Consider the following 20,528-nt stretch of genomic DNA (forward strand, 5'->3'; position numbering starts at 1 on the left):
TCATGCTCGGTGGGCATGTGGCCGGTGTGGGGATCTATCTGGACAAGATGATGGATCTGTCCGACATGTTCCTCAATGTGGGCCTCTACGTCTGGATCGGCATGCTGCTCAAGGAGACGCGTCTGGCCCAGCTCATGTTCCGGGTATTCGAACCTTGGAAGATGCCGCCTGAATTGCTGGCAGTGGCCATCATTGCCGTGGCGTCGATTCCGACAGCCTATACCGGAGCATCGGGGATCTTTGTCATCGCGGCGGGTTCGGTGATTTATACGGAGCTGCGTCAGGCGGGTGCGCGCAGGCAACTTGCGCTGGCGGCTACCGCCATGTCGGGCTCGCTGGGTGTGGTGCTGCGGCCCTGTCTGCTGGTGGTCATCATTGCCTACCTGAACCGTGAAGTGACCACGGATCAGCTGTTTGGCTGGGGCCACAAGGTATTCTTCCTTACCATGCTGCTGTTTGCCATCGTATCACTGACCCTCAACCGTCAGTCGAAACTGACGGTGGCACCGGTCGCTGAGGCCTTCCCCAGGATGGTCGAGGCGATGCGTCCGCTGGTACCCTATGTGGTGCTGATTGCCGCTGTGGTGCTGTTCTACCGCTGGGTGCTGGGTGTTCATCTGAGCGAATTCTCTGCGCCACGTATTCTCCCGGTCATGATGTTGGCCATTCTGGTGTATGAGCACATTTCCTTGCGTCATACCCGCAGTTCGGTCGGGGGTGAGTTTCATCATGAGGGACTGGAAAAGGCGGTACGGGTTGCCACCAGTGAAACCACCGTACATATCGGTGCACTGCTGTTCCTCATGGGCTTGTCGGTCAGTATCGGTGGTGTGATCGAGCGCTCCGGGATCATGGAATCCTTCCCGCAGACCTTTGCCAGTACCTGGACCGTGATGCTGCTGCTGGTCGTCATTCTGGTCATCATTGGCATGATCATGGATCCTTATGGTGCGGTGATTCTGGTCAGCGCTACCATTGCGAAGATTGCCTATGACAATGGCATTGACCCGATTCATTTCTGGATGGTGACGCTGGTTGCCTTCGAGCTGGGATATCTCAGTCCGCCGGTGGCACTCAACCACCTGCTGACACGGCAGGTGATTGGTGAAAGCGAGGTGTCTGCTGCGGATGCCGAGGGCAGTACCTTCTACCAACGCCACGAGCGTATTCTGATGCCGCTGATCGTGATGGGGATAGCACTCATCCTGGTCGCCTTTGTCCCGCTGCTGGTTCAGGATCTGATGGGCAGCGGTCAGGGCTCACCCGAGCAATTGTCCTGGTATCAGGAAGGCATGCGCACGCTCGTGAGTGCGTTGTCTCCGGCGCACGGTTGATCCGGTAACGCTGCCCGCGTGACAAGACGTGGGCAGATCTGCGGGAATCCCATAACAAAACGCCCGGCTCAAGGCCGGGCGTTTTCCACTTCGGGCGGGACTCAGCGCATCAAAGCTGGGGTCCCGCCTTCACGATGGCTTCGGAGACGTCAAACTTCCTGAAGTTTTCGGTAAACTGACGAATCAGCTCTTCGGCCTTGGCATCATAGGCGGCCTTGTCTTCCCAGGTATCGCGCGGGTTGAGCAGTTTGCTGTCCACCCCCGGCACGGCTACCGGAATGTCCAGATTGAGCTTGTCCAGATGAACCGTTTCCACGCCGGCCAGATCGCCATTCTGGATCGCGGCGATGACTGCGCGCGTGGTGGGGATGTCGAACCGCTTGCCCACGCCATAGGGACCACCCGTCCAGCCGGTATTTACCAGATAGACCTTGCTGCCGAAAGCGTCCATCCGCTTCATCAGCAGTTCGGCATATACCCCTGCGGGGCGCGGAAAGAAGGGCGCACCAAAACAGGTGGAGAAGGTGGACTTGAGCTTTGCGGAAGAGCCCATCTCGGTGGAGCCGACCAGGGCCGTATAGCCGCTGAGGAAGTGATAGGCAGCCGCTTCACGGGACAGGATGGACACGGGCGGCAGGACGCCGGTCATGTCACAGGTCAGGAAGATGATGGCGGACGGTTCGCCGGCACGGTTCTCGACGACGCGTTTTTCAATGTGCTCAAGCGGATAGGCGGCACGCGTGTTCTCGGTCAGGGAGGTGTCGGAGTAATCCGGCGTGCGGGTTTCATCCAGCACGACGTTTTCCAGCACGGCGCCGAACTTGATGGCGTTCCAGATCACCGGCTCGTTTTCCTTGCTGAGGTTGATGCACTTGGCGTAGCAGCCGCCCTCAATGTTGAATACAGTGCCGGGACCCCAGCCGTGCTCGTCGTCACCAATCAGATAGCGGGTCGGATCGGCGGAGAGCGTGGTTTTTCCTGTGCCGGAAAGTCCGAAGAACAATGTGGTCTGCCCGTCTTCGCCCACGTTGGCGGAGCAGTGCATGGGCAGTACGTCCTTTTCGGGCAGCAGGAAGTTCTGCACGGAGAACATGGACTTCTTCATCTCTCCGGCGTAGCGCATGCCGGCGAGCAGTACCTTGCGCTGGGCAAAGTTGATCATGACCGTGCCGTCACTGTTGGTGCCGTCACGTGCCGGATCGCAGACGAATCCCGGTGCGTTGAGAACCTGCCAGACTTCCTTGCCGGAAGGATTGTAGCGCTCCGGACGGATGAACAGGTTGCGTGCAAACAGATTGTGCCAGGCCGTTTCGGTGGTGACCTGAACAGGCAGGTAGTGCTCGGGATCGGCGCCGACGTGCAGGTGCGAGACAAAGCGGTCACGTTCGGCGATGTAGGCCTCAACACGGTCCCACAGGGCATCAAAGATTTCGGGTTTGACCGGGCGGTTGATGTTGCCCCAGTCAATCTCGTCCATGGTGCTGGGCTCCTGAACGATAAAACGGTCCATCGGAGACCGGCCCGTGCGGACGCCGGTTTCGGCAACAAAGGCGCCGTTGGAAGCCAGTTTGCCCTCATTGCGTTGAATGGCCTGCTCGATCAGCTCGGCAGATGTCAAATCAGTAAATGTCGTGCTCACGTCGACCTCGCCCTCATAGTGATGTCTTGCAACGGAAAGTGCTCCCCAAATCGTCTGTCCGGACATCGCCCTGCCATTCTGTCAGCTGGTCTTTTTGTGGATTGCGGACGCCGGCGCTGGGAATCGCGGCGCCATTATGCCAGAAAACACCTCTCAGTGCAGCGTGGGATCGGCAAACAATTGCTCGATTCTTGGGCGGTCGAAACGGTAGGTCTGGTTGCAGAACTGGCACTGAACTTCAATATGTCCCCGCTCGTCCAGAATCTGCATGGCCTCGTCGCGACCCAGCTCGCGGATCGCCTCGAGAGTTCTCTGCTCAGAGCAGGTACAGGCATAGTGCACGGGAACCGGATCAAAGATGCGGGCTGACTCGTCATGAAACAGCCGGTACAGAACTTCCTGAGACGGCAGATGAAGGAGCTCGTCCTCCGTGATGGAGTCGGCCAGTGTGGTCAGGTGAACCCAGTCATTTTCATCCTGCCCGGTATCTGCCGGGAGAACCTGCAACAGCAAGCCTGCGGCGCGCTGGTCGTCTGCGGCAAGCCAGAAGCGCGTGGGCAACTGTTCGGACTGCAGAAAGTATTCTTCCAGACAGGCAGAGAGCGTGGCGTTTTCCAGAGGCACCACGCCCTGGTAGCGCTGGCCTTCGCGTGGTGTGATCGTCACGGCCATGCGGCGCTCCTGGCCCAGCAGTTGGCGAAGATCGCTGCTTTCCGGATTGCCGGCAAGGCGGACCAGTCCGCGGACGCTGTGCTGATCGGTGGCTTCGGCCATCAGCAACCGCAGCGCACCGTTGCCCACTGCCTGAAGCGCGAGGGCGCCCTGAATCTTGAGGTGCGTACTCATGAGCAGTGTGGCGCAGAGCGCCTGACCCAGCAGCTCCCCGGTGAGGGTGTCGCCCTTGTGACGTTGCAGGGCTTCGGCGTAGGTTCTGTCCAGCTGGACGATGGCGCCGCGCACATTGGCGTGGTCGAAGGTAAAGCGATAGAGCAGGTCGGACATGAGGATCACTCCGGATTCTGAGAATGTTTCAGTGCCTGAAGGTGACGCCTTTCCCGCTTGTTGGGGCGGCGTGCGGGGGGATGCTGGGACAACAGCATCGCCTTGCGTTCAATGGCCATGCGGGCCCGCTTTTCCTTGCTGGCTTCGGTTTCTTCGTAAAGGGCCTGGGCCAGTGGTGCGCTCAGGCGCTTTTCGGACAGCGCCAGCACGATAACCGTCCATTCTTCCCAGCCCCGGCGAATGGTCAGCTCGGTGCCGGGTTCAATGGAGCGGCCGGGCTTGGCGCGCTGGCCGTTGCAGTGCACCTTGCCGCCTTCGATGGCTTCCTTGGCCAGTGTCCGTGTCTTGAAGAAACGGGCGGCCCAAAGCCACTTGTCCAGCCGGACGCGTTCCGGTTGTGTCGTGCTCATGGATTCTCCGCGGGCAGGATTTCGCTGAACGACAGGATACCATTAAATGGCCCGGGTGGCTGAGGGGCCTGTCGGCTGTCCGGCGTGCGAACGTGAATCAGATGCCTGATGCCGTACCTGTGGGCGGCGTGCAGCACGGGCAGGCTGTCGTCAACAAAAAGCGTGCGTTCCGGGTTGAAAGGCTCAATCTTGTGCAGGGCGTGCCAGAACGCCTGATCTTCCTTGGGAGCGCCCAGATCGTGGGACACGACAATGCGATCCACCCATTTGTCCAGACCCGTGCGCTGCAGCTTGAGTCTCACCACCTTGCCGTGGGCATTGGTGGCGAGGACCACACGTTTGCCCATCTCGTGCAGCTTTTCGAGAAAATGACGGGCATCTTCCCGGTAGCGGATCAGGTGGCTCACTTCCATCTTCAGGCTGAGGATGTCCAGCCCGAGCTCGCGAGTCCAGTAGTCCACACAGTACCAGTTGAGTGTGCCCGCCTCGCGGGTGTAGGCTGCCTTGAGCCGGTTGCGGGCCTCTTCTTCCGGTATGGCCCTGAGCTCCGCGTAGCGTCGCGGCAGGTGGCTGAGCCAGAAGTGGTTATCAAAGTAAAGATCCAGTAGAGTACCGTCCATGTCCAGCAGGACGGTATCAATATGATTCCAGTCTGTCATGCGCGTGTTGGCCCGAGAGAAAACCTGCATGATGGCAAAGTGTACGTGGAGGCTCAAGTCAGGTGAACCCGGAACAGATCAGCAGTCTGGTGGGTGAGGTGGAAGCGCTGGTGCAGCAGGCCGGTCGTGCCATCCTTCCCATCTACAGTGACGAATCCCGCTGGCAGGTGGAAACAAAGGCGGACGACTCTCCGCTGACGCAGGCGGACCTTGCCGCGCACCGGATTCTCGACCCTGGGCTGTCCGCGCTGGGCGCCGGCTGGCCGGTGCTGTCGGAAGAGTCCGAGTCGGTGCCCTGGCCGGAGCGCCGTCAGTGGACCACCTACTGGCTGGTCGATCCCCTGGATGGCACGAAGGAGTTTGTGGGGCGCACCGGCGAATTCACCGTCAACGTGGCGCTGATTCATGACCACCGGCCGGTTCTGGGAGTAGTGGGGGTACCGCTGGACGGCACGCTCTATACCGGAGTCAACCTGGGTTCGCCCGTTGCTTGGCGTCTGCAGGAAGGAAAGCGGGCGCAAATCAGGGTCTCGCCGCCTGCATCACCGATCCGGCTGCTGGCCAGCCGGCGCAGTGGCGTGGATGCGGTGGATGACTTGCTGGAGCGCCTTCAGTCCCGCGGGCAGTCCGTGGAAAAGGTCAGCGCCGGCAGCTCGCTCAAGTTGTGCCGCATTGCCGAAGGTCGGGCCGATGTCTATCCCCGGCTGGCACCCACGAGTGAATGGGATACGGCAGCGGCGCAGGCCGTGCTGGAAGCCGCGGGCGGCCGGGTCACGGATCTGCAGGGGGAGCCGCTGCGCTACAATACGAAAGACAGCCTGCTCAACCCGCACTTTATCTGTACGGGAGGCAGGCCGGATCTTTGGTCAGTCTGGCTGGACGGGCTGTTTACTCACCCGTGAAAATGACTTCCTTCTTGCGGCCGACCTTGGTGCAACCCAGGCAGCGCACGAAAGTGGCCTTTGCGGGGCCGGTCACCAAGGTGTCCGCAGCTTCCTTCGCATTGCCGCCGGCCAGTGAGAAAGGCAGTGATACCACGTAGACGGCCGCACCGGCGACTGTGGTTGCCAGCAGAACGGGCCGTGCAAAGACGGCGTCACCCAGCATGGCCAGGGCAGAAGGTTTTTCCTCCAGGACTTCCGAATAGCCGGTTGTCGGCAGCACCAGAACCAGTGCGGCCATCAGGGGAAGGATTCGGCGGAGGGAACGCTTGATCATGTGTAGTCTCCCAAAGTGCTCCATGACGTCTGAATCTAACTATAACAGGTTCGCGACCGAATGCTATTTTTCTGCAATCCCTTTCGGGTTTCTTTCTGTAACACTTTGACCGCCTTCAAACTTTTGAGGTGCGTTCGTCCCCCTCAGCGCTGGCAGGCGGGGCAAAAGACGGAGGCCCTGCCCCCCAGCCGGACAAGTCTGAGCACATGGCCGCAGGTGATGCAGGGCTCCCCTTCACGCCCGTAGGCCTGAAGTGTCTGGGCAAAGTAACCCGGCTTGCCGTCGCTCTGCACGAAATCCCTCAGGGTGGTACCGCCCTGTGCCAGTGCTTCATGCAGCACGGTCCTGATGACTTCGGCGAGGCGGTCGTAGCGGGCGGCACTGATGCGGCCTGCGGCCCGGTCCGGACGGATGCCGGCGCGAAACAGTGCCTCGGTGGCGTAAATGTTGCCCACACCGACCACCACGCGCTGATCCATGATGAAGTTCTTGACCGGCTGCCGCCGGTTGCGTGACAGCCGGTACAGGTGCTCGCCCGAAAATGCCGTCGACAGGGGTTCGGGGCCCAGATGGGCCAGCAGGGGATGTGCCGGCAACGTCTCGGACCGGGTCAGGACAAAACCGCCAAAACGGCGCGGATCGTGATAGACCAGATGCGTCGTGCCGAAAGACAGGATGACATGATCATGGGGGCGGAGATCCGGCGTCCGGGTCTGAATGCGCAGTGATCCCGACATGCCCAGATGTACGATGAGCGTGTCCGGGCCGAAGTCCAGCAACAGGTACTTGGCCCGGCGCCCGACAGTTTGCAGCCGGCTTCCACGCAGGGCGTCCAGCGCCGCAGGATCCGGAGCATGTCGCAGGCGCGGGTTGCGGATCCGGACGTCCGTCAGGACCTGTCCGGCAACATGGGGGAGATGCCGGCACGGGTGGTTTCAACTTCGGGCAGTTCAGGCATGGTGGCGAGGGCTGTTAGCAACAAATAGAACTGTCCGGTTTTGTAGCACATAAACTGTCCGCTTTGGGTCCACTGATGATCAGACTTGGCAGCGGACGTTGGCCGGTGCCTGATCAATAGGTTCGAGGGGGTCGAAGGGCAGGCCTTCTGGGGTGTAACTGGCCAGTCTTCTGGGGCCGTGGAAGATCGCCAGGGAGCGATCAGGATAACGGTGTACCCGAACCTTGGCCTTGACGTAATGGCGCCGATAGCGGTCGGCAGGGATCTGCAGCTTGAGTCCCTCGAACGAGACGCAGTTGTCCTTGTTCACGGTGCGTTCGTACTGCTCACACAGGATGTCGTCCAGTCCAGGGCCGATGAAAGGCACGAAGGCGCTGCCCTCGACGGCGGGTTTGACGCAGAACTCCCGGTTGAAGGCCGGCAGGTAGTGCTCCCGAAGGTAGCGGTTGGCCGCCGCCATGGTGGTAATGCCCTGGGCTGCAAGTTCCTTGGGCAGGCGTCCCTGATGGGTGGCGAACTGGCGCTCACAGCGGCCCCGGGCCTCGGGGGAATAGGCGGGGATCATCTCGACCCCGAGCTGGGCCATGGCCCTGCCGAACTGGGTGAGGTTGGACTTGTCGACCTTGCCGCCGGCCTTGGGGGTGTGCCAGTAGTGACTGCCCCGGTCGGTATAGAGGCTCGAGGGAAGGCCGTGATCGGTGATGACCTCTCGCATGGCCTGGAAGCTCGAAGCCGTGCCTTCCTCCTCGACGAAGAACATGGAGTAGTGCTCAGAGGTGGCGTCATCGAAGGTGATGATCAGATCCCAGTGGTGGCCGGGAACCCATTCGTGGGTGGAGCCATCCTGGTGGAGCATCATGCCGACCATGGGCGCCCGCTCGCGGCGTCGACGATGCTTACCCCGAGCCGGTGCCTTCTTGACCAGGCCTGCCTTCTGCAAGGTGTTCCGTACCCAGGTATAGCTGCGTGTGCCGCCGTGACGGTCGCGGTAGAAGCTGTAGAAGTGTTTGATGTTCCAGCCGTCGTAGCGCTCCTTGTAGAGCGCCTCGAGGCGTAGAACCTCATCCACCGGGGCCTTGCGGTGGGAAACCTGACTCAGGCGCTTGTCGATCAGGCCGTCGAGGCCCTCCTCCTCGTAGCGGTCGATATAGCGCCGGAAGGTCCGCTCACAGACCCCCAGCAGCCGCGCCGCCTCTTCCTGGGTCAGCCGTTTCTCGGTCCATCCCGTATAGGCTTCTTCGAATCGCATTTTCCGGATCTCCTGTAGCAGTTCTGTCCGTCTCATGGCTCACCTCCTTGGTGATCATGAAACCGGACAAATCACGTGCTACAAGTCCGGACAGTTTATTTGCTCCCAACAGGCATGGTGGCGAGGGCTTTTCCTTCAGGGGCTGTGAGTTTAACCTGTTGCTCCGGATCTGAAAACGGGAGACAACCAATGCGGCGCATACGGCTGGGCGTGGATACCGGCGGCACCTTTACGGATTTTGTGGTACTGGATGACGACGGCATTCGTGTGCACAAGGTGCTGTCCACTCCCGAAGCGCCCGAGCGTGCCATTCTGCAGGGGATTCGTGAACTGGGGCTGGAGGCCGCCATGCAGGCCGGGCACATCCATATGGTGCATGGCTCCACCGTGGCGACCAATGCGGCCCTGGAAAACAAGGGGGTGCCGGTAGCCTGGGTCACCAATGCCGGATTCGAGGACATACTGACCATCGGTCGTCAGGCCAGGCGAACCCTTTACGATTTCCGGCAGGCGGCCGAAGCGCCGCCCGTCCCCCGTTCCCACTGCATCGGGGTCGCCGCCCGCATGGACGCCCGGGGGCAGGAGGTGGTTGCGCTGTCGGCTGACGAGGTGGCGGCGGTGATTGCCGCCGTGCGTGATCTGGGCGTGCGGGCCGTTGCCATCTGTTTCTTGTTCAGCTGGCAGAATCCGGAACATGAGCAGAGGCTGGCCGAAGCACTGCGACGCGCCTTGCCTGATGTGTTTGTCTGTGCCTCCCATGAGGTGCTGCCGGAAATACAGGAATACGAACGGGGCATGGCCACCTGGATGAATGCCTGGCTGGGCCCGGTGGTGCGCGGCTATCTGCAGCGTCTGCGGGACGCCGTGGCGCCCTCCCGGGTGGACATCATGCAAAGCAGTGCCGGTGTCGGCGACGTGGATCAGGTGGCCGACAGGGCAGTCAATCTCCTGCTGTCGGGACCGGCCGGGGGGCTGGCCGCCGCGCAGGCCGTGCAGCGGCAGCTTGCGCTGCCAGGCATGTTGACGTTTGACATGGGAGGCACGTCCACGGATGTGGCAATGCTGCAGGAAGGCCTCACCCTGACCCGGGACGGGCGCATCCGCGACTGGCCCGTGGCGGTACCCATGGTGGACATGCATACCATCGGTGCGGGCGGCGGCTCCCTGATCTGGCTGGATGCGGGCGGTATGCTTCAGGTCGGGCCGGAATCGGCGGGCGCCCTGCCTGGACCGGCCTGCTATGGTCGCGGCGGCATGCAACCGACCATAACGGATGCTCATGTGGTGCTGGGCACGCTGCCTGCCTTCACGCGACTGGGCGGCCACATGACTGTGGACGTGGATGCCGCACGCAGGGCATTCGCTCCCCTCGCGGCCGCCATGCAGACCGACGTGGAGACAGTGGCTGCCGGCGCGCTGGCCATTGCCACGGAGCACATGGCCCAGGCGCTGCGGGTGATTTCGCTGTATCGGGGACACGACCCGCGCGCGTATGCCCTGTGCTGCTTTGGCGGTGCAGGCGGACTGCATGTGTGTGACCTGGCCGAGGCGCTGGGCATGCAGCGTGCCGTGGTGCCGGAGATGGCCGGCGTGTTGTCGGCGCTGGGGATGCTGGCCGCGCCCAGGGAATATGTCCTGACACATAGTGTCAATCAGCCCTGGCCGCCGGACGAGCAGACCCGGAGCCGGATGCGGGAACTGAGGGAGACGCTGGTTCAGACCGGCCGCCGCAGGCTGGGGCATCCGGAGGCTGAAGTCCGGGTCAGGCTGCACCTGCGCTATGTGGGTCAGACGCATGCGCTGGTTGTACCGGCCGATGACTGGTCGGCGGTATCCGAGCGGTTCCGGGACGCGCATCAGAGCGCATACGGGTTTGTGATGAACCGTCCCATCGAGTGTGTCAGCATGGAGGTGGCCGTGCGTGAGGCCTCGCCATCCCTGACCTGGCCGGTCACCGTGGTGCCCGGGCGCACACCACAATTTCAGACGGTTCATGGTCAGGCACGGCCGGTTCCGGTATGGCCGCGGCAGGCGCTGGCACCGGGACAGACGCTCTCCGGGCCGGCCATCGTGACCGATGCAGTGGGTACGCTGTGGCTGAAACCGGGGTGGATACTGGCGCGGCACGCATTGGGTCATCTGCAATTGCGGCGCGACCGATAACCAAAAATTCATGGTCGTTTTCCGGATTTCAGCGTACACTTGTAAACTCAAGCAACACTGAAATCTGGAGAACACCTTGTCTATTCTGGAAGGTCTGTTGGGTCTGAGTCCCTGGCAGGTCGCAATCACCGGTCTGATCGCCGTTCAGATCACCATCCTCAGCATTACCCTCTATCTGCATCGACACAGCGCCCACAATGCTCTTGAGCTGCATCCGGTGCTGAGTCATTTCTTCCGGTTCTGGCTGTGGCTGACCACCGGCCAGAACACCCGTGAGTGGACAGCCATTCACCGCAAGCACCATGCCCGCTGCGAAACCGATGAAGATCCCCACAGCCCGGTGGCCAAGGGGATCTGGACAGTGCTGTCCAGGGGTTACGAGCTTTACAAGGCCGCAGCCACGCCCGAAACGCTGGAGCGCTATGGCAAGGGGACGCCGGATGACTGGATCGAACGCAACGTCTATAGCCGTTATCCCACACTGGGCGTGGTTCTGCTGCTGGGTATCGACTTGCTGCTGTTCGGCGTTTACGGCATCACGCTCTGGGCCGTCCAGATGCTGTGGGTGCCCATCCATGCGGCGGGCATCATCAATGGTCTGGGCCACTGGGTGGGGTATCGCAACTTCGAAACCGCTGACAATGCGCGCAACCTGATTCCCTGGGGGCTCTGGATCGGCGGTGAGGAACTGCACAACAATCACCATGCCTATCCCAACTCGGCCCGTCTTTCCGTAAAGCGCTGGGAAGTGGATATCGGCTGGCTGTGGATCCGCCTCTTCCAGATGCTGGGGCTCGCCCGTCCGCGGTTTGTCGCACCCGTCGCCACCTATGTACCGGGACGCACGGAGCTGACGGAGGATACCCTGGCAGCCATTCACAATCATCGCTACGAGATTCTGGCCCGCTTCCGCAAGCAGGTCTATGCGCCCATGGTGAAGCAGCGCCTGAGGCAGCTCTCCAGTGAGCATGTGGGTGCCCCGCTGCGTCGCCTCAAAAAGCAGCTGCTGAGCTTCCGGGAGGTGCCCGATCCCGTGCTGGTGGCACCGGTACTGGAGTCGGACCGTGTACTGGATACCCTCTGGCAGGCCCGTCAGGCGCTGCTGGATATCTGGATGAACCGCAAGATGGGTTACAAGGCCAAGCTGGAGGCCTTGCATGCCTGGTGCCAGCAGGCAGAGGCCAGTGGTGTGGAAACGCTGGAAGAGTTTGTCGTGTGGATGAAGGGGTATACGCTTTCACCCCGGACGGCTTGATCTGAACTCGGGGCATGGGGTAGTGTGCCGTTAATAATAACGATCACAAGGAGCCCCTATGTCCCCGAAGGAAACTGTTTCCGAACCCCTCGAATACTCAGTGGTGTATACCAGCCGCGCGCTGAACCACATGTCACCACGCTTTCAGCAGGTCATGCGCGACATTTCGCGGACGCTGAAAGAGGTCTATCAGGGCCATGCCGTCGCCATTGTACCGGGCGGGGGCACCTTCGGCATGGAAGCCATTGCCCGCCAGTTCGCGACCGATGAGCGCTGCCTCATCCTCCGCAATGGCTGGTTCAGTTACCGGTGGACCCAGATTCTGGAGCAAGGGAAGATTGCCAGGGAGAGCCATGTGCTCAAGGCACGCCCGCTGTCTGCGGAGGTGGATGCAGCCTGGATACCGGCTCCGGTGGAAGAGGTGGAGGCCGCCATCGAAACGCACCGGCCGGCCGTCGTGTTTGCTCCCCACGTGGAAACCGCTTCCGGTATTCGTCTGCCCGATGACTATGTGCGCCGTGTGGGGGAGGCCACCCGGCGCGTGGGTGGCCTGTTTGTGCTGGATTGCGTGGCGTCCGGTACGGATTGGGTGGACATGAAGGCTCAATCCGTTGATGTGCTCCTGTCCGCGCCGCAGAAAGGCTGGTCATCGTCACCGGGTGCGGCGCTGATCGTGCTGAGCGAGCGTGCCGAAGCCCGTCTCGGGGACACCACCAGTACCAGCTTCGCCGCCGATCTCAAGCGCTGGCGTCAGATCATGGCGGCTTACGAGGCGGGCGGGCATGCCTACCATGCCACCATGCCGACAGATGCGTTGGCCAGATTCCGGGATGCCATGCTGGAAACCGGCTCTCATGGCTGGGATGAGATCAGGTCTCGTCAGCATGAGGTGGGGGCCTGTGTCCGGAGCATGCTGGCCCGGCACGGGTTCAGGAGTGTGGCGGCGGACGGGTTTGGTGCGCCGGGAGTCGTGGTCTGTCATACCTCGGATCCGGCCATGCAGAGCGGGCAGGCGTTTCTGAGCGTCGGCATTCAGGCCGCAGCCGGCGTGCCGCTCATGTGTGACGAACCGGAGGGATTCTCGACCTTCCGGATCGGCCTGTTCGGTCTCGACAAGCTGTCAGATCCCCAGGGTACGGCGGAGCGCCTGGAAGCGGCGCTCAGGAAACTGGAGTCGGGTTCACGGTGACCCGGCACAGCGTGCCGGTCACCTGGCCGGCATGTTGCCTTCGGTGCAGTACCCAGCCTTCCGGCAGGATGGGATCCAGTCCGGCCTCGTGTTCCATGTAGATGAAGCTGCCCTCCCGCACCCACTGCGGCGAAGCCAGCCGTGGCAGGATCCTGTCGAGCCAGCCTTGCCGGAAGGGGGGATCCATGAAAATCACGTCGAAAGGCCGGGCGGGGGGCTGGCTCAGCCAGTGCCCGACATCCGTGCAGTTGACCTGAAGGCGTGACGCTTCACCCAGTTGCTCGCCCAGCGTGCTCAGATTACGGGTGAGCAGCCGGGACTGATCCACGGCGGTTGCGGAGGAAGCCCCCCGGGACAGCGCTTCCAGGCTGAGTGCGCCGCTGCCGGCGAACAGATCCAGGCACCGTGCATCACGAATCACGGGCATCAGCCAGTTGAACAGTGTTTCACGCACCCGGTCGGGAGATGGGCGTACGTCATCCACGGCCGGGAAGCTCAGCCTGCGCCCCCGGTGTGAGCCTCCGATGATGCGCAGCATGCCCGCGGGGGCTGATGCCGGACGTTTGTGGCGTGGCCGGGCCATCCTCTCTCCTGTCTGTCATGGAAGCGGGAACCAAAGGCCGCTAGAATAGGCCCCTGATCATTCAAATCAAGAGATAAGGATACTATGGACGCATTGCTGGCGAACAGTATGCTATTGCTTCTGGGACTGCTGGTCCTGTTTTTTGTTGCAGATGTGGTCGGACGCAAGCGCCGGCAGCCCAGGCCGCCGCGCATCGAATTGCGCCCGCCTGCTCCGGCGTCGGGAAAAAAGGCTGCTGAAGCCGTGCCGGAAAAGCCGGCTGGTCAGGCTGAGGCGGTATCGGAGACGCCCGAAGCGCCCGTCCAGCCGGTTGCAGAGACCCCGGTGGCCCCTGCAGCCCCTGCAGGTGAAGTCGCCGGGGAGGTGGCACGCGAAGTCCGGCCGGAAGCCGCGCCCGAGGTCGTGCCCGAGGCGGCTGAAAAGGCACCGTCCCTGTTTGCCCGCATACGCTCCGGTCTGAGCAAGACACGCGCCGGCCTTGCCGATCAGATCAAGGCACTGGTGGGGGCAAGCAAGAAGATTGACGAAGATCTGCTCGAAGAGATCGAAACCATCCTGCTGACGGCTGACGTGGGTATTGAAGCCACCAGCGCCATCATCGAGTCGCTCACTGAAAAGCTGGAGCGCAATGCACTGAAGGACAGTGCTGCACTCAACGAGGCCCTGCGCGAAGAGCTTCGGGCTATGCTCAGACCCTGCGAACAGCCGCTGGAAATCACCGGCCACAAGCCCTTCGTGATTCTGGTGGTGGGCGTCAATGGCGTCGGCAAGACCACGACCATCGGCAAGCTGGCACGCAAGTTCCGGGACGAGGGCAAGACCGTGCTGCTGGCCGCCGGGGATACCTTCCGGGCTGCGGCGGTGGAACAGCTTCAGGTCTGGGGTGAGCGCAATCAGGTGCCTGTGGTGGCTCAGCATACCGGGGCAGACAGTGCCTCCGTCATTTTTGACGCCATCGCAGCCGCCAAGGCCAGGAACATTGATGTGGTGATTGCGGATACGGCCGGACGCCTTCAGAACAAGGACAACCTGATGGCAGAGCTGGAAAAGGTGGTTCGGGTCATTCGCAAGCACGATGAAACCGCGCCCCACGAAGTCCTGCTGGTGCTGGATGCCGGCACAGGACAGAATGCGCTCAGCCAGGCCTCCCTCTTTACTCAGGCAGTCGGTGTCAGCGGACTGGTGGTGACCAAGCTGGACGGCACTGCCAAGGGCGGCATCCTGTTCGCCATTGCCCGCAAGCTCGGTACGCCCATCCGCTTCATCGGCGTGGGCGAGGGCGTGGAGGATCTTCGTCCGTTCCGGGCTGACGAGTTTGTGGATGCCCTCTTTGACGATCAGGACAGCGATCAGGCGTGATTGTCTTTGACCGGGTGAGCAAACGCTATCCCAGCGGCCAGGATGCCCTGCTGAATGTCTCCTTCCGGCTTCAGCGGGGCGAAATGGCCTTTCTGACCGGCCACTCCGGCGCGGGCAAGAGCACGCTGCTCCGACTCATCATGGCCATGGAAACGGCCACCGGAGGACGTATCGAGGTGGGCGGGCGTGACATCAGCCAGTTGCGACGCCCGCAAATTGCCTATTACCGCCGTCACATCGGCGTGGTGTTTCAGGAGCACCACCTGCTGTTCAACCGTACCGTATTTGACAATGTCGCCATGCCGCTGAAGATCGCCGGCTACACGCCCCGTGAAACGGCGCGGCGGGTGAGGGCGGCACTGGACAAGGTCGGCCTGCTCAGCAAGGAAAAGGCCTATCCCATCGCACTGTCCGGAGGTGAGCAGCAGCGTGTGGGGATTGCCCGGGCGGTGGTCAACCGTCCGCCCCTGCTGCTGGCGGACGAACCCACCGGTAACCTGGACCCGGATTTGTCCGCTGAAATCATGAATCTCTTCCGGGAGTTCAATCAGGTGGGCACGACCGTATTCATCGCCTCCCACGACGTGGCGCTCATCCGCCGGATGGGATGCCGGGTTGTCCATCTCGAGCAGGGACGACTGGTTTCGGAGGGGGCAACATGAGCACACCTCAGGCCAGCCCGCGCACGCGGGGCGCGGAAACCAGCCGGCAGGCTCCCTGGGAGGCCTATCTGGCCCACCACCGGGAAAGCGCGCAGACCAGTCTGCGTGATCAGCTCGCGCATCCCTGGGCGACACTTCTCACGGCACTGGCCATGGCCATTGCGCTGGCACTGCCGGCACTGATGGCAGTCGGACTGGGCAATATCGGCGCACTGACGCAGGCCCTGGACAGCACCCGGCAGGCCACACTGTACTTTGCCGAACCACCGGATGATGCAACGGTTCTGCAGCTCAGGACCCGGCTGCAGAAAGATGCAGATGTACAGTCGGTGGTCTATGTCTCACCGGAGAAGGCACTGGAACTGTTCCGGGCATACAGTGAAGCGGCCGATCTGCTGGCGGGACTGGACAGCAATCCCCTGCCGGCGAGCCTGCAGATCACGCTCCGGCCGGAAACCCCTCTGGATCGCCTGCGGGCACTGAAGGCCGGTTGGCAGGCGATTCCGGGTGTGGAGTCCGTGCAACTGGATACGGTCTGGCTGGAGCGCCTGCATGCTTTCGAGTCGCTGGCCAGTACCGGATTCGGGTTGCTGGCCGTACTGCTGGGGCTGGCCGTCGTGCTGTTCATGGGTAACACCATCCGCCTGGCCATTGAAAATCGCCGTGACGAAATTCTGGTGGCGCGGCTGGTCGGGGCTACCGATGCCTGGGTGCGGCGGCCGTTCCTGTATCTGGGGGCGGGTTACGGCCTCTGGGGCGGGTTGCTGGCCGTGGTGCTTGTTCATGCCTGCCTGCTGGCCCTCTCCGACAGCGTGGCACAGCTCTCCGCTGCCTATGCCAGCGATTTCAGTCTGGTCTGGCCGGGGTTCAGCGGCAGTTTGCTGATTCTGCTGACGGGGGTGGTGCTGGGCTGGGCCGGTGCCTGGCTGACGGTACTCCGTCAGTTGCAGGACGTGGAACCCCGATAGAAATTTTCCGAAATGTCACTTGAAAAATGGCACGTAATCCCCAAAGATTGTCATTGCCCGAGGGGTATATTGTTCGGGCGGGTCACTTTGCGTCATTTAAAAGGGAACTTTTTGCGACAGGGTGTGTCCAAGGAAGTATCAATAACGCAAGATCCGTATATTGGAGGGTGAGCAATGAGTGCAGCAACAGCAAAAGCCATGAGGCTTCCGGTTCCCGTCGGCAACTTGGAGAGCTATATTCAGGCTGTCAATGCCATCCCCGTTCTGAGTGCGGAAGAGGAACGTGACCTCGCTCTGCGATACAGAGAGCAGAATGATCTGGAAGCTGCCCGTCAGCTGGTGTTGTCGCATCTGCGCTTTGTGGTGCATATTGCGCGAAGTTACGCAGGCTATGGCCTGCCTCAGGCCGATCTCATTCAGGAAGGCAACATCGGTCTCATGAAGGCCGTCAAGCGCTTTGATCCGGCATTTGGTGTTCGGCTGGTGTCCTTTGCCGTGCACTGGATCAAGGCCGAGATTCATGAATTCATTCTGAAGAACTGGCGTATCGTCAAGGTGGCCACCACCAAGGCGCAGCGCAAGCTGTTCTTCAACCTCCGTGGCGCGAAGAAGCGCCTGGCCTGGCTGACCAATGACGAAGTCCGGGCCGTGGCGGAGGATCTGGGTGTGGATGAGCGCTCTGTCCGGGAGATGGAAAGCCGTCTGGCCGGGCAGGACACTTCCTTTGATCCCGGCGTGGACACTGATGATGACGATGCCTGGCAGGCACCGGTCGCCTACCTGGAAGATCGTCGCTACGATCCGGCCACGCTGGTGGAGAACGAGGAGTGGAGTGATGATTCCACCGGCAGGCTCTATGAGGCGCTGGAGGAATTGGATGAGCGCAGCCGGACCATCCTTGAGCGTCGCTGGTTGTCTGACAACAAGGCGACCCTGCACGATCTGGCAGACGAATTCGGTGTATCCGCCGAACGCATTCGCCAGATTGAAAAGGCAGCCATGAAGAAGGTGAAGAAGCGGATGGCCGAGGCCGCCTGATTTCGTCGTCGACAACTGTTCTCAACGCCCGCGCAAGCGGGCGTTTGCGTTTGTATGCGACCTGAGTTGTAGCGCATGCAGTGCACCGATGCCTGTGGTAAAATGCGGCCGCAATATCCTCACAAACAATGAAGGAAGGCGTGATGAAACAACCTGTTCGCGTAGCGGTGACTGGTGCCGCTGGTCAAATCTGTTACTCTCTGGTTTTCCGTATTGCTGCCGGTGAAATGCTGGGCAAGGATCAGCCGGTGATCCTGCAACTGCTCGAAATCACTCCGGCACTGAAAGTGCTGGAAGCGGTCAAGATGGAGCTGAACGACTGTGCGTTCCCGCTCGTGCATGACATCATCGTGACCGATGATCCGAAGGTTGCGTTCAAGGATGCGGACATTGGTCTGCTGGTGGGCGCGAAGCCCCGTGGTCCCGGCATGGAGCGTTCCGACCTGATCAAGGACAACGGCAAGATCTTCTCTTCTCTGGGCAAGGTCATCAATGAAGTGGCCAACCGGGATATCAAGATCTGCGTGGTCGGCAACCCGGCCAACACCAACGCCTACATCCTGGCCAAGAACGCCCCGGACATCAATCAGCGCAATATCACGGCCCTGACGCGTCTGGACCATAACCGTGCGGTTTATCAGCTGGCCGAGAAGACCGGTACTCAGGTCACCGCCATCCGCAAGATGACCATCTGGGGCAACCACTCCACGACTCAGGTTCCGGATATTTCTCATGCCACTGTCAATGGCGAGCCGGCTCTGAGCAAGGTGGAAGAATCCTGGTGGAAAGAATGCTTCATGCCGAAGGTGGCCAAGCGTGGCGCAGAAGTCATCGCGGCCCGCGGCTCCTCTTCAGCAGCTTCCGCTGCCAATGGCGTCATTGATCACATGCGCAGCTGGGTACTGGGTACCGAGGAAGGTGACTGGGTTTCCATGGCTGTACCGAGTGATGGCAGCTACGGCATTGAAGAAGGCCTGATCTACAGCTATCCGGTAGTCTGCAAGAACGGTGACTACGAAATCGTGACCGGCCTGGAAGTCAGCGAGTTTGTTCAGGGCAAGATGAAAGAGTCCGAAGACGAACTCAAGGCCGAGGCCGAGCAGGTCAAGGATCTGTTCTGAGTCTGCTCTCCGGGGACTTTGACAGATCCCGGAAACGGAAAGAGGGTCGCTTCGGCGGCCCTTCTTTTTGCGCGTCAGCCCGGCACCTGACCTGACGGCCGGCTGACCCGTCTCCCGCCGCGGCCGAAGGCGGTTGTGATGCCTTCCATGACGCCCGGATTCACGACTTCACCGCAGTGCCAAGGGAGGCGGCACATGTGTTGCCAGGTGGGCGCTGTCCTTGAACACTTTGCGGTTTTCGGGCACAAAAAACCCGGCCGAAGCCGGGTCAGAAACCGGAAGGAGGTTGTCCTCAGAGCAGATGCTTGAGAATCTCCTCCACGCATGCCTTGGCATCGCCAAAGAGCAGCGAGGTGTTTTCCTTGAACAGCAGCGGGTTCTGTACACCCGCATAGCCGGTGTTCATGGAACGTTTGATGACCACAACCTGCTTGGCCTTCCACACTTCCAGAACCGGCATGCCGGCAATGGGGCTGTGCGGATCTTCGGCGGCAGCCGGGTTGACGGTATCGTTGGCACCGATGACCAGTACCACGTCCGTGTCTTCGAAGTCATCGTTGATCTCGTCCATTTCCAGAACGATGTCATACGGAACCTTGGCTTCCGCCAGCAGCACGTTCATGTGGCCGGGCAGGCGGCCAGCGACCGGATGGATGCCGAAGCGGACCTTGACACCCATCTTGCGCAGACGCTCGGTCATTTCGGCCACGGCGTACTGAGCCTGAGCGACGGCCATGCCGTAGCCCGGAGTGATGATCACGCTGCGGGCATTCTTGAGCATGTCAGCCACCGCATCCGCTGAAGTCTCGTGGTATTCGCCGTAGTCCTTATCGTCGCCACCCGTCTGGCCATCGGTACCGAAGCCGCCGGCAATAACGCTGATGAAGGAGCGGTTCATGGCCTTGCACATGATGTAGGACAGGATGGCACCTGAGGAGCCCACCAGTGCGCCGGTGATGATCAGCAGGTCATTGGCCAGCATGAAACCTGCTGCAGCCGCTGCCCAGCCGGAATAGGAGTTGAGCATGGACACCACGACCGGCATGTCGGCGCCACCGATGGAAGCGACCAGATGCCAGCCAAAGGCCAGGGCAATGACCGTCATCACGATCAGGGCTGCGGTGCTGCCACCCTCGGAGAGGAACTGGCTCATCAGCCAGGCGCTGACCAGAACAGCGGCCAGGTTGAGCTTGTGACGATGGGGCAGCATCAGCGGCTTGGAGTTGATCAGGCCACGCAGCTTGCCGAATGCCACGATGGAGCCGGTGAAGGTAACCGCACCGATGAACACGCCGAGGAAGACCTCGGAGAGGTGGATGTTGCGCAGCACCTCGGCTTCGGACGACACCTTGGCGGCCACCTGCAGGGCGGCATTGGCCAGCGTTTCATCGTGTGCATCCAGATAGCTGTTGTAACCCACCAGCACTGCGGCCAGGCCCACAAAGCTGTGCAGAATGGCCACCAGCTCTGGCATTTCGGTCATTTCCACCTTCATGGCGAGGCGGATACCGATTGCGGCACTGACAGCCATCACGACCAGAATCAGGCCCACATTGGTGACTTCAGGCTGAAACAGGGTGGCGATCAGGGCGATGGCCATTCCGGACATGCCGAAGATGTTGCCACTGCGTGCGGTTTCCTGTTTGCTCAGCCCCGAGAGAGCGAGGATGAAGAAGACGCCGGAAACCAGGTAGGCGCCGGTAATCAGACCTTGTGACATG

Annotated in this window: 19 protein-coding genes; 10 read left to right on the forward strand and 9 right to left on the reverse strand. The window is 61.4% G+C overall.

Annotation, left to right across the window (positions count from 1 at the left end):
* The first annotated feature begins 2 nt into the window (after positions 1-2).
* On the forward strand, positions 3-1,334 hold the full coding sequence (locus AAIA72_RS13255; RefSeq protein ID WP_369600781.1) for a TRAP transporter large permease subunit: 1,332 nt from the start codon (positions 3-5) through the stop codon (positions 1,332-1,334).
* Positions 1,335-1,443: 109 nt separating this feature from the next.
* On the opposite strand, the gene AAIA72_RS13260 is transcribed toward AAIA72_RS13255, so the two are convergent.
* The 4 genes from AAIA72_RS13260 to yrfG form a co-directional block, all read right to left on the reverse strand.
* Entirely contained in the window at positions 1,444-3,039 is a 1,596-nt protein-coding gene (locus tag AAIA72_RS13260; RefSeq protein ID WP_369600782.1) for a phosphoenolpyruvate carboxykinase, read from the reverse strand.
* An 87-nt stretch (positions 3,040-3,126) separates the two neighbouring features.
* Positions 3,127-3,975, reverse strand: coding sequence for an Hsp33 family molecular chaperone HslO (gene hslO / locus AAIA72_RS13265; RefSeq protein WP_369600783.1), 849 nt, complete (start codon positions 3,973-3,975; stop codon positions 3,127-3,129).
* 5 nt (positions 3,976-3,980) lie between these two features.
* Positions 3,981-4,385 carry a ribosome-associated heat shock protein Hsp15 gene (gene hslR, locus AAIA72_RS13270; RefSeq protein WP_369600784.1) on the reverse strand — a complete coding sequence of 135 codons (405 nt, stop codon included), beginning with the start codon at positions 4,383-4,385 and terminating at the stop codon, positions 3,981-3,983.
* A complete protein-coding gene (yrfG, locus tag AAIA72_RS13275) occupies positions 4,382-5,044 on the reverse strand; it encodes a GMP/IMP nucleotidase (RefSeq protein ID WP_369600785.1) in 663 nt (220 codons plus the stop codon). The genes hslR and yrfG overlap by 4 nt, the downstream gene beginning before the upstream one ends.
* A 62-nt stretch (positions 5,045-5,106) precedes the next feature.
* Between yrfG and cysQ the strand changes: the two genes are divergently transcribed.
* A complete protein-coding gene (gene cysQ / locus AAIA72_RS13280; RefSeq protein WP_369600786.1) occupies positions 5,107-5,946 on the forward strand; it encodes a 3'(2'),5'-bisphosphate nucleotidase CysQ in 840 nt (279 codons plus the stop codon).
* Here the strand turns inward: cysQ and AAIA72_RS13285 are convergent.
* From AAIA72_RS13285 to AAIA72_RS13295, 3 genes are all read right to left on the reverse strand, one after another.
* On the reverse strand, positions 5,933-6,262 hold the full coding sequence (locus tag AAIA72_RS13285) for a hypothetical protein (RefSeq protein WP_369600787.1): 330 nt from the start codon (positions 6,260-6,262) through the stop codon (positions 5,933-5,935). The two genes, cysQ and AAIA72_RS13285, sit on opposite strands and share 14 nt — an antisense overlap.
* Before the next feature lie 143 nt (positions 6,263-6,405).
* The gene (gene mutM / locus AAIA72_RS13290; protein WP_369603009.1) at positions 6,406-7,155 is read right to left on the reverse strand and encodes a bifunctional DNA-formamidopyrimidine glycosylase/DNA-(apurinic or apyrimidinic site) lyase; all 750 of its coding nucleotides are present in this window, start codon (positions 7,153-7,155) and stop codon (positions 6,406-6,408) included.
* A gap of 144 nt (positions 7,156-7,299) precedes the next feature.
* Positions 7,300-8,469: an ISNCY family transposase gene (locus AAIA72_RS13295; RefSeq protein WP_369600308.1), complete on the reverse strand. Its 1,170-nt coding sequence runs from the start codon at positions 8,467-8,469 to the stop codon at positions 7,300-7,302.
* 189 nt (positions 8,470-8,658) lie between these two features.
* On the opposite strand from AAIA72_RS13295, the gene AAIA72_RS13300 reads away from it, so the two are divergent.
* The 3 genes from AAIA72_RS13300 to AAIA72_RS13310 all read left to right on the forward strand — a co-directional run bounded on the left by AAIA72_RS13300 (position 8,659) and on the right by AAIA72_RS13310 (position 13,076).
* Entirely contained in the window at positions 8,659-10,632 is a 1,974-nt protein-coding gene (locus tag AAIA72_RS13300; protein ID WP_369600788.1) for a hydantoinase/oxoprolinase family protein, read from the forward strand.
* A 76-nt stretch (positions 10,633-10,708) separates the two neighbouring features.
* A complete protein-coding gene (locus AAIA72_RS13305; protein ID WP_369600789.1) occupies positions 10,709-11,887 on the forward strand; it encodes an acyl-CoA desaturase in 1,179 nt (392 codons plus the stop codon).
* A 58-nt stretch (positions 11,888-11,945) separates the two neighbouring features.
* The gene (locus tag AAIA72_RS13310; RefSeq protein ID WP_369600790.1) at positions 11,946-13,076 is read left to right on the forward strand and encodes an alanine--glyoxylate aminotransferase family protein; all 1,131 of its coding nucleotides are present in this window, start codon (positions 11,946-11,948) and stop codon (positions 13,074-13,076) included.
* On the opposite strand, the gene rsmD is transcribed toward AAIA72_RS13310, so the two are convergent.
* Complete coding sequence (gene rsmD, locus AAIA72_RS13315) at positions 13,048-13,659, reverse strand: 16S rRNA (guanine(966)-N(2))-methyltransferase RsmD (RefSeq protein WP_369600791.1); 612 nt, start codon at positions 13,657-13,659, stop codon at positions 13,048-13,050. The two genes, AAIA72_RS13310 and rsmD, sit on opposite strands and share 29 nt — an antisense overlap.
* A 108-nt stretch (positions 13,660-13,767) precedes the next feature.
* Between rsmD and ftsY the strand changes: the two genes are divergently transcribed.
* The 5 genes from ftsY to AAIA72_RS13340 all read left to right on the forward strand — a co-directional run bounded on the left by ftsY (position 13,768) and on the right by AAIA72_RS13340 (position 18,807).
* Positions 13,768-15,018 (forward strand): signal recognition particle-docking protein FtsY, encoded by a 1,251-nt coding sequence (gene ftsY, locus AAIA72_RS13320; protein WP_369600792.1) that lies wholly within the window; start codon positions 13,768-13,770, stop codon positions 15,016-15,018.
* Entirely contained in the window at positions 15,015-15,680 is a 666-nt protein-coding gene (ftsE, locus tag AAIA72_RS13325; protein ID WP_369600793.1) for a cell division ATP-binding protein FtsE, read from the forward strand. Before ftsY ends, ftsE begins: the two co-directional genes overlap by 4 nt.
* On the forward strand, positions 15,677-16,648 hold the full coding sequence (ftsX, locus tag AAIA72_RS13330) for a permease-like cell division protein FtsX (protein WP_369600794.1): 972 nt from the start codon (positions 15,677-15,679) through the stop codon (positions 16,646-16,648). Before ftsE ends, ftsX begins: the two co-directional genes overlap by 4 nt.
* 174 nt (positions 16,649-16,822) lie before the next feature.
* Positions 16,823-17,686, forward strand: coding sequence for an RNA polymerase sigma factor RpoH (gene rpoH / locus AAIA72_RS13335; RefSeq protein ID WP_369600795.1), 864 nt, complete (start codon positions 16,823-16,825; stop codon positions 17,684-17,686).
* A gap of 143 nt (positions 17,687-17,829) precedes the next feature.
* Positions 17,830-18,807 (forward strand): malate dehydrogenase, encoded by a 978-nt coding sequence (locus tag AAIA72_RS13340; protein WP_369600796.1) that lies wholly within the window; start codon positions 17,830-17,832, stop codon positions 18,805-18,807.
* Between the two features lie 292 nt (positions 18,808-19,099).
* Here AAIA72_RS13340 and pntB read toward each other — a convergent pair whose 3' ends face one another.
* The gene (pntB, locus tag AAIA72_RS13345; protein ID WP_369600797.1) at positions 19,100-20,527 is read right to left on the reverse strand and encodes a Re/Si-specific NAD(P)(+) transhydrogenase subunit beta; all 1,428 of its coding nucleotides are present in this window, start codon (positions 20,525-20,527) and stop codon (positions 19,100-19,102) included.
* Position 20,528 lies beyond the last annotated feature (1 nt).

This window comes from Thermohahella caldifontis (genome assembly GCF_041153465.1).
GTDB lineage: Bacteria > Pseudomonadota > Gammaproteobacteria > Pseudomonadales > Oleiphilaceae > Thermohahella > Thermohahella caldifontis.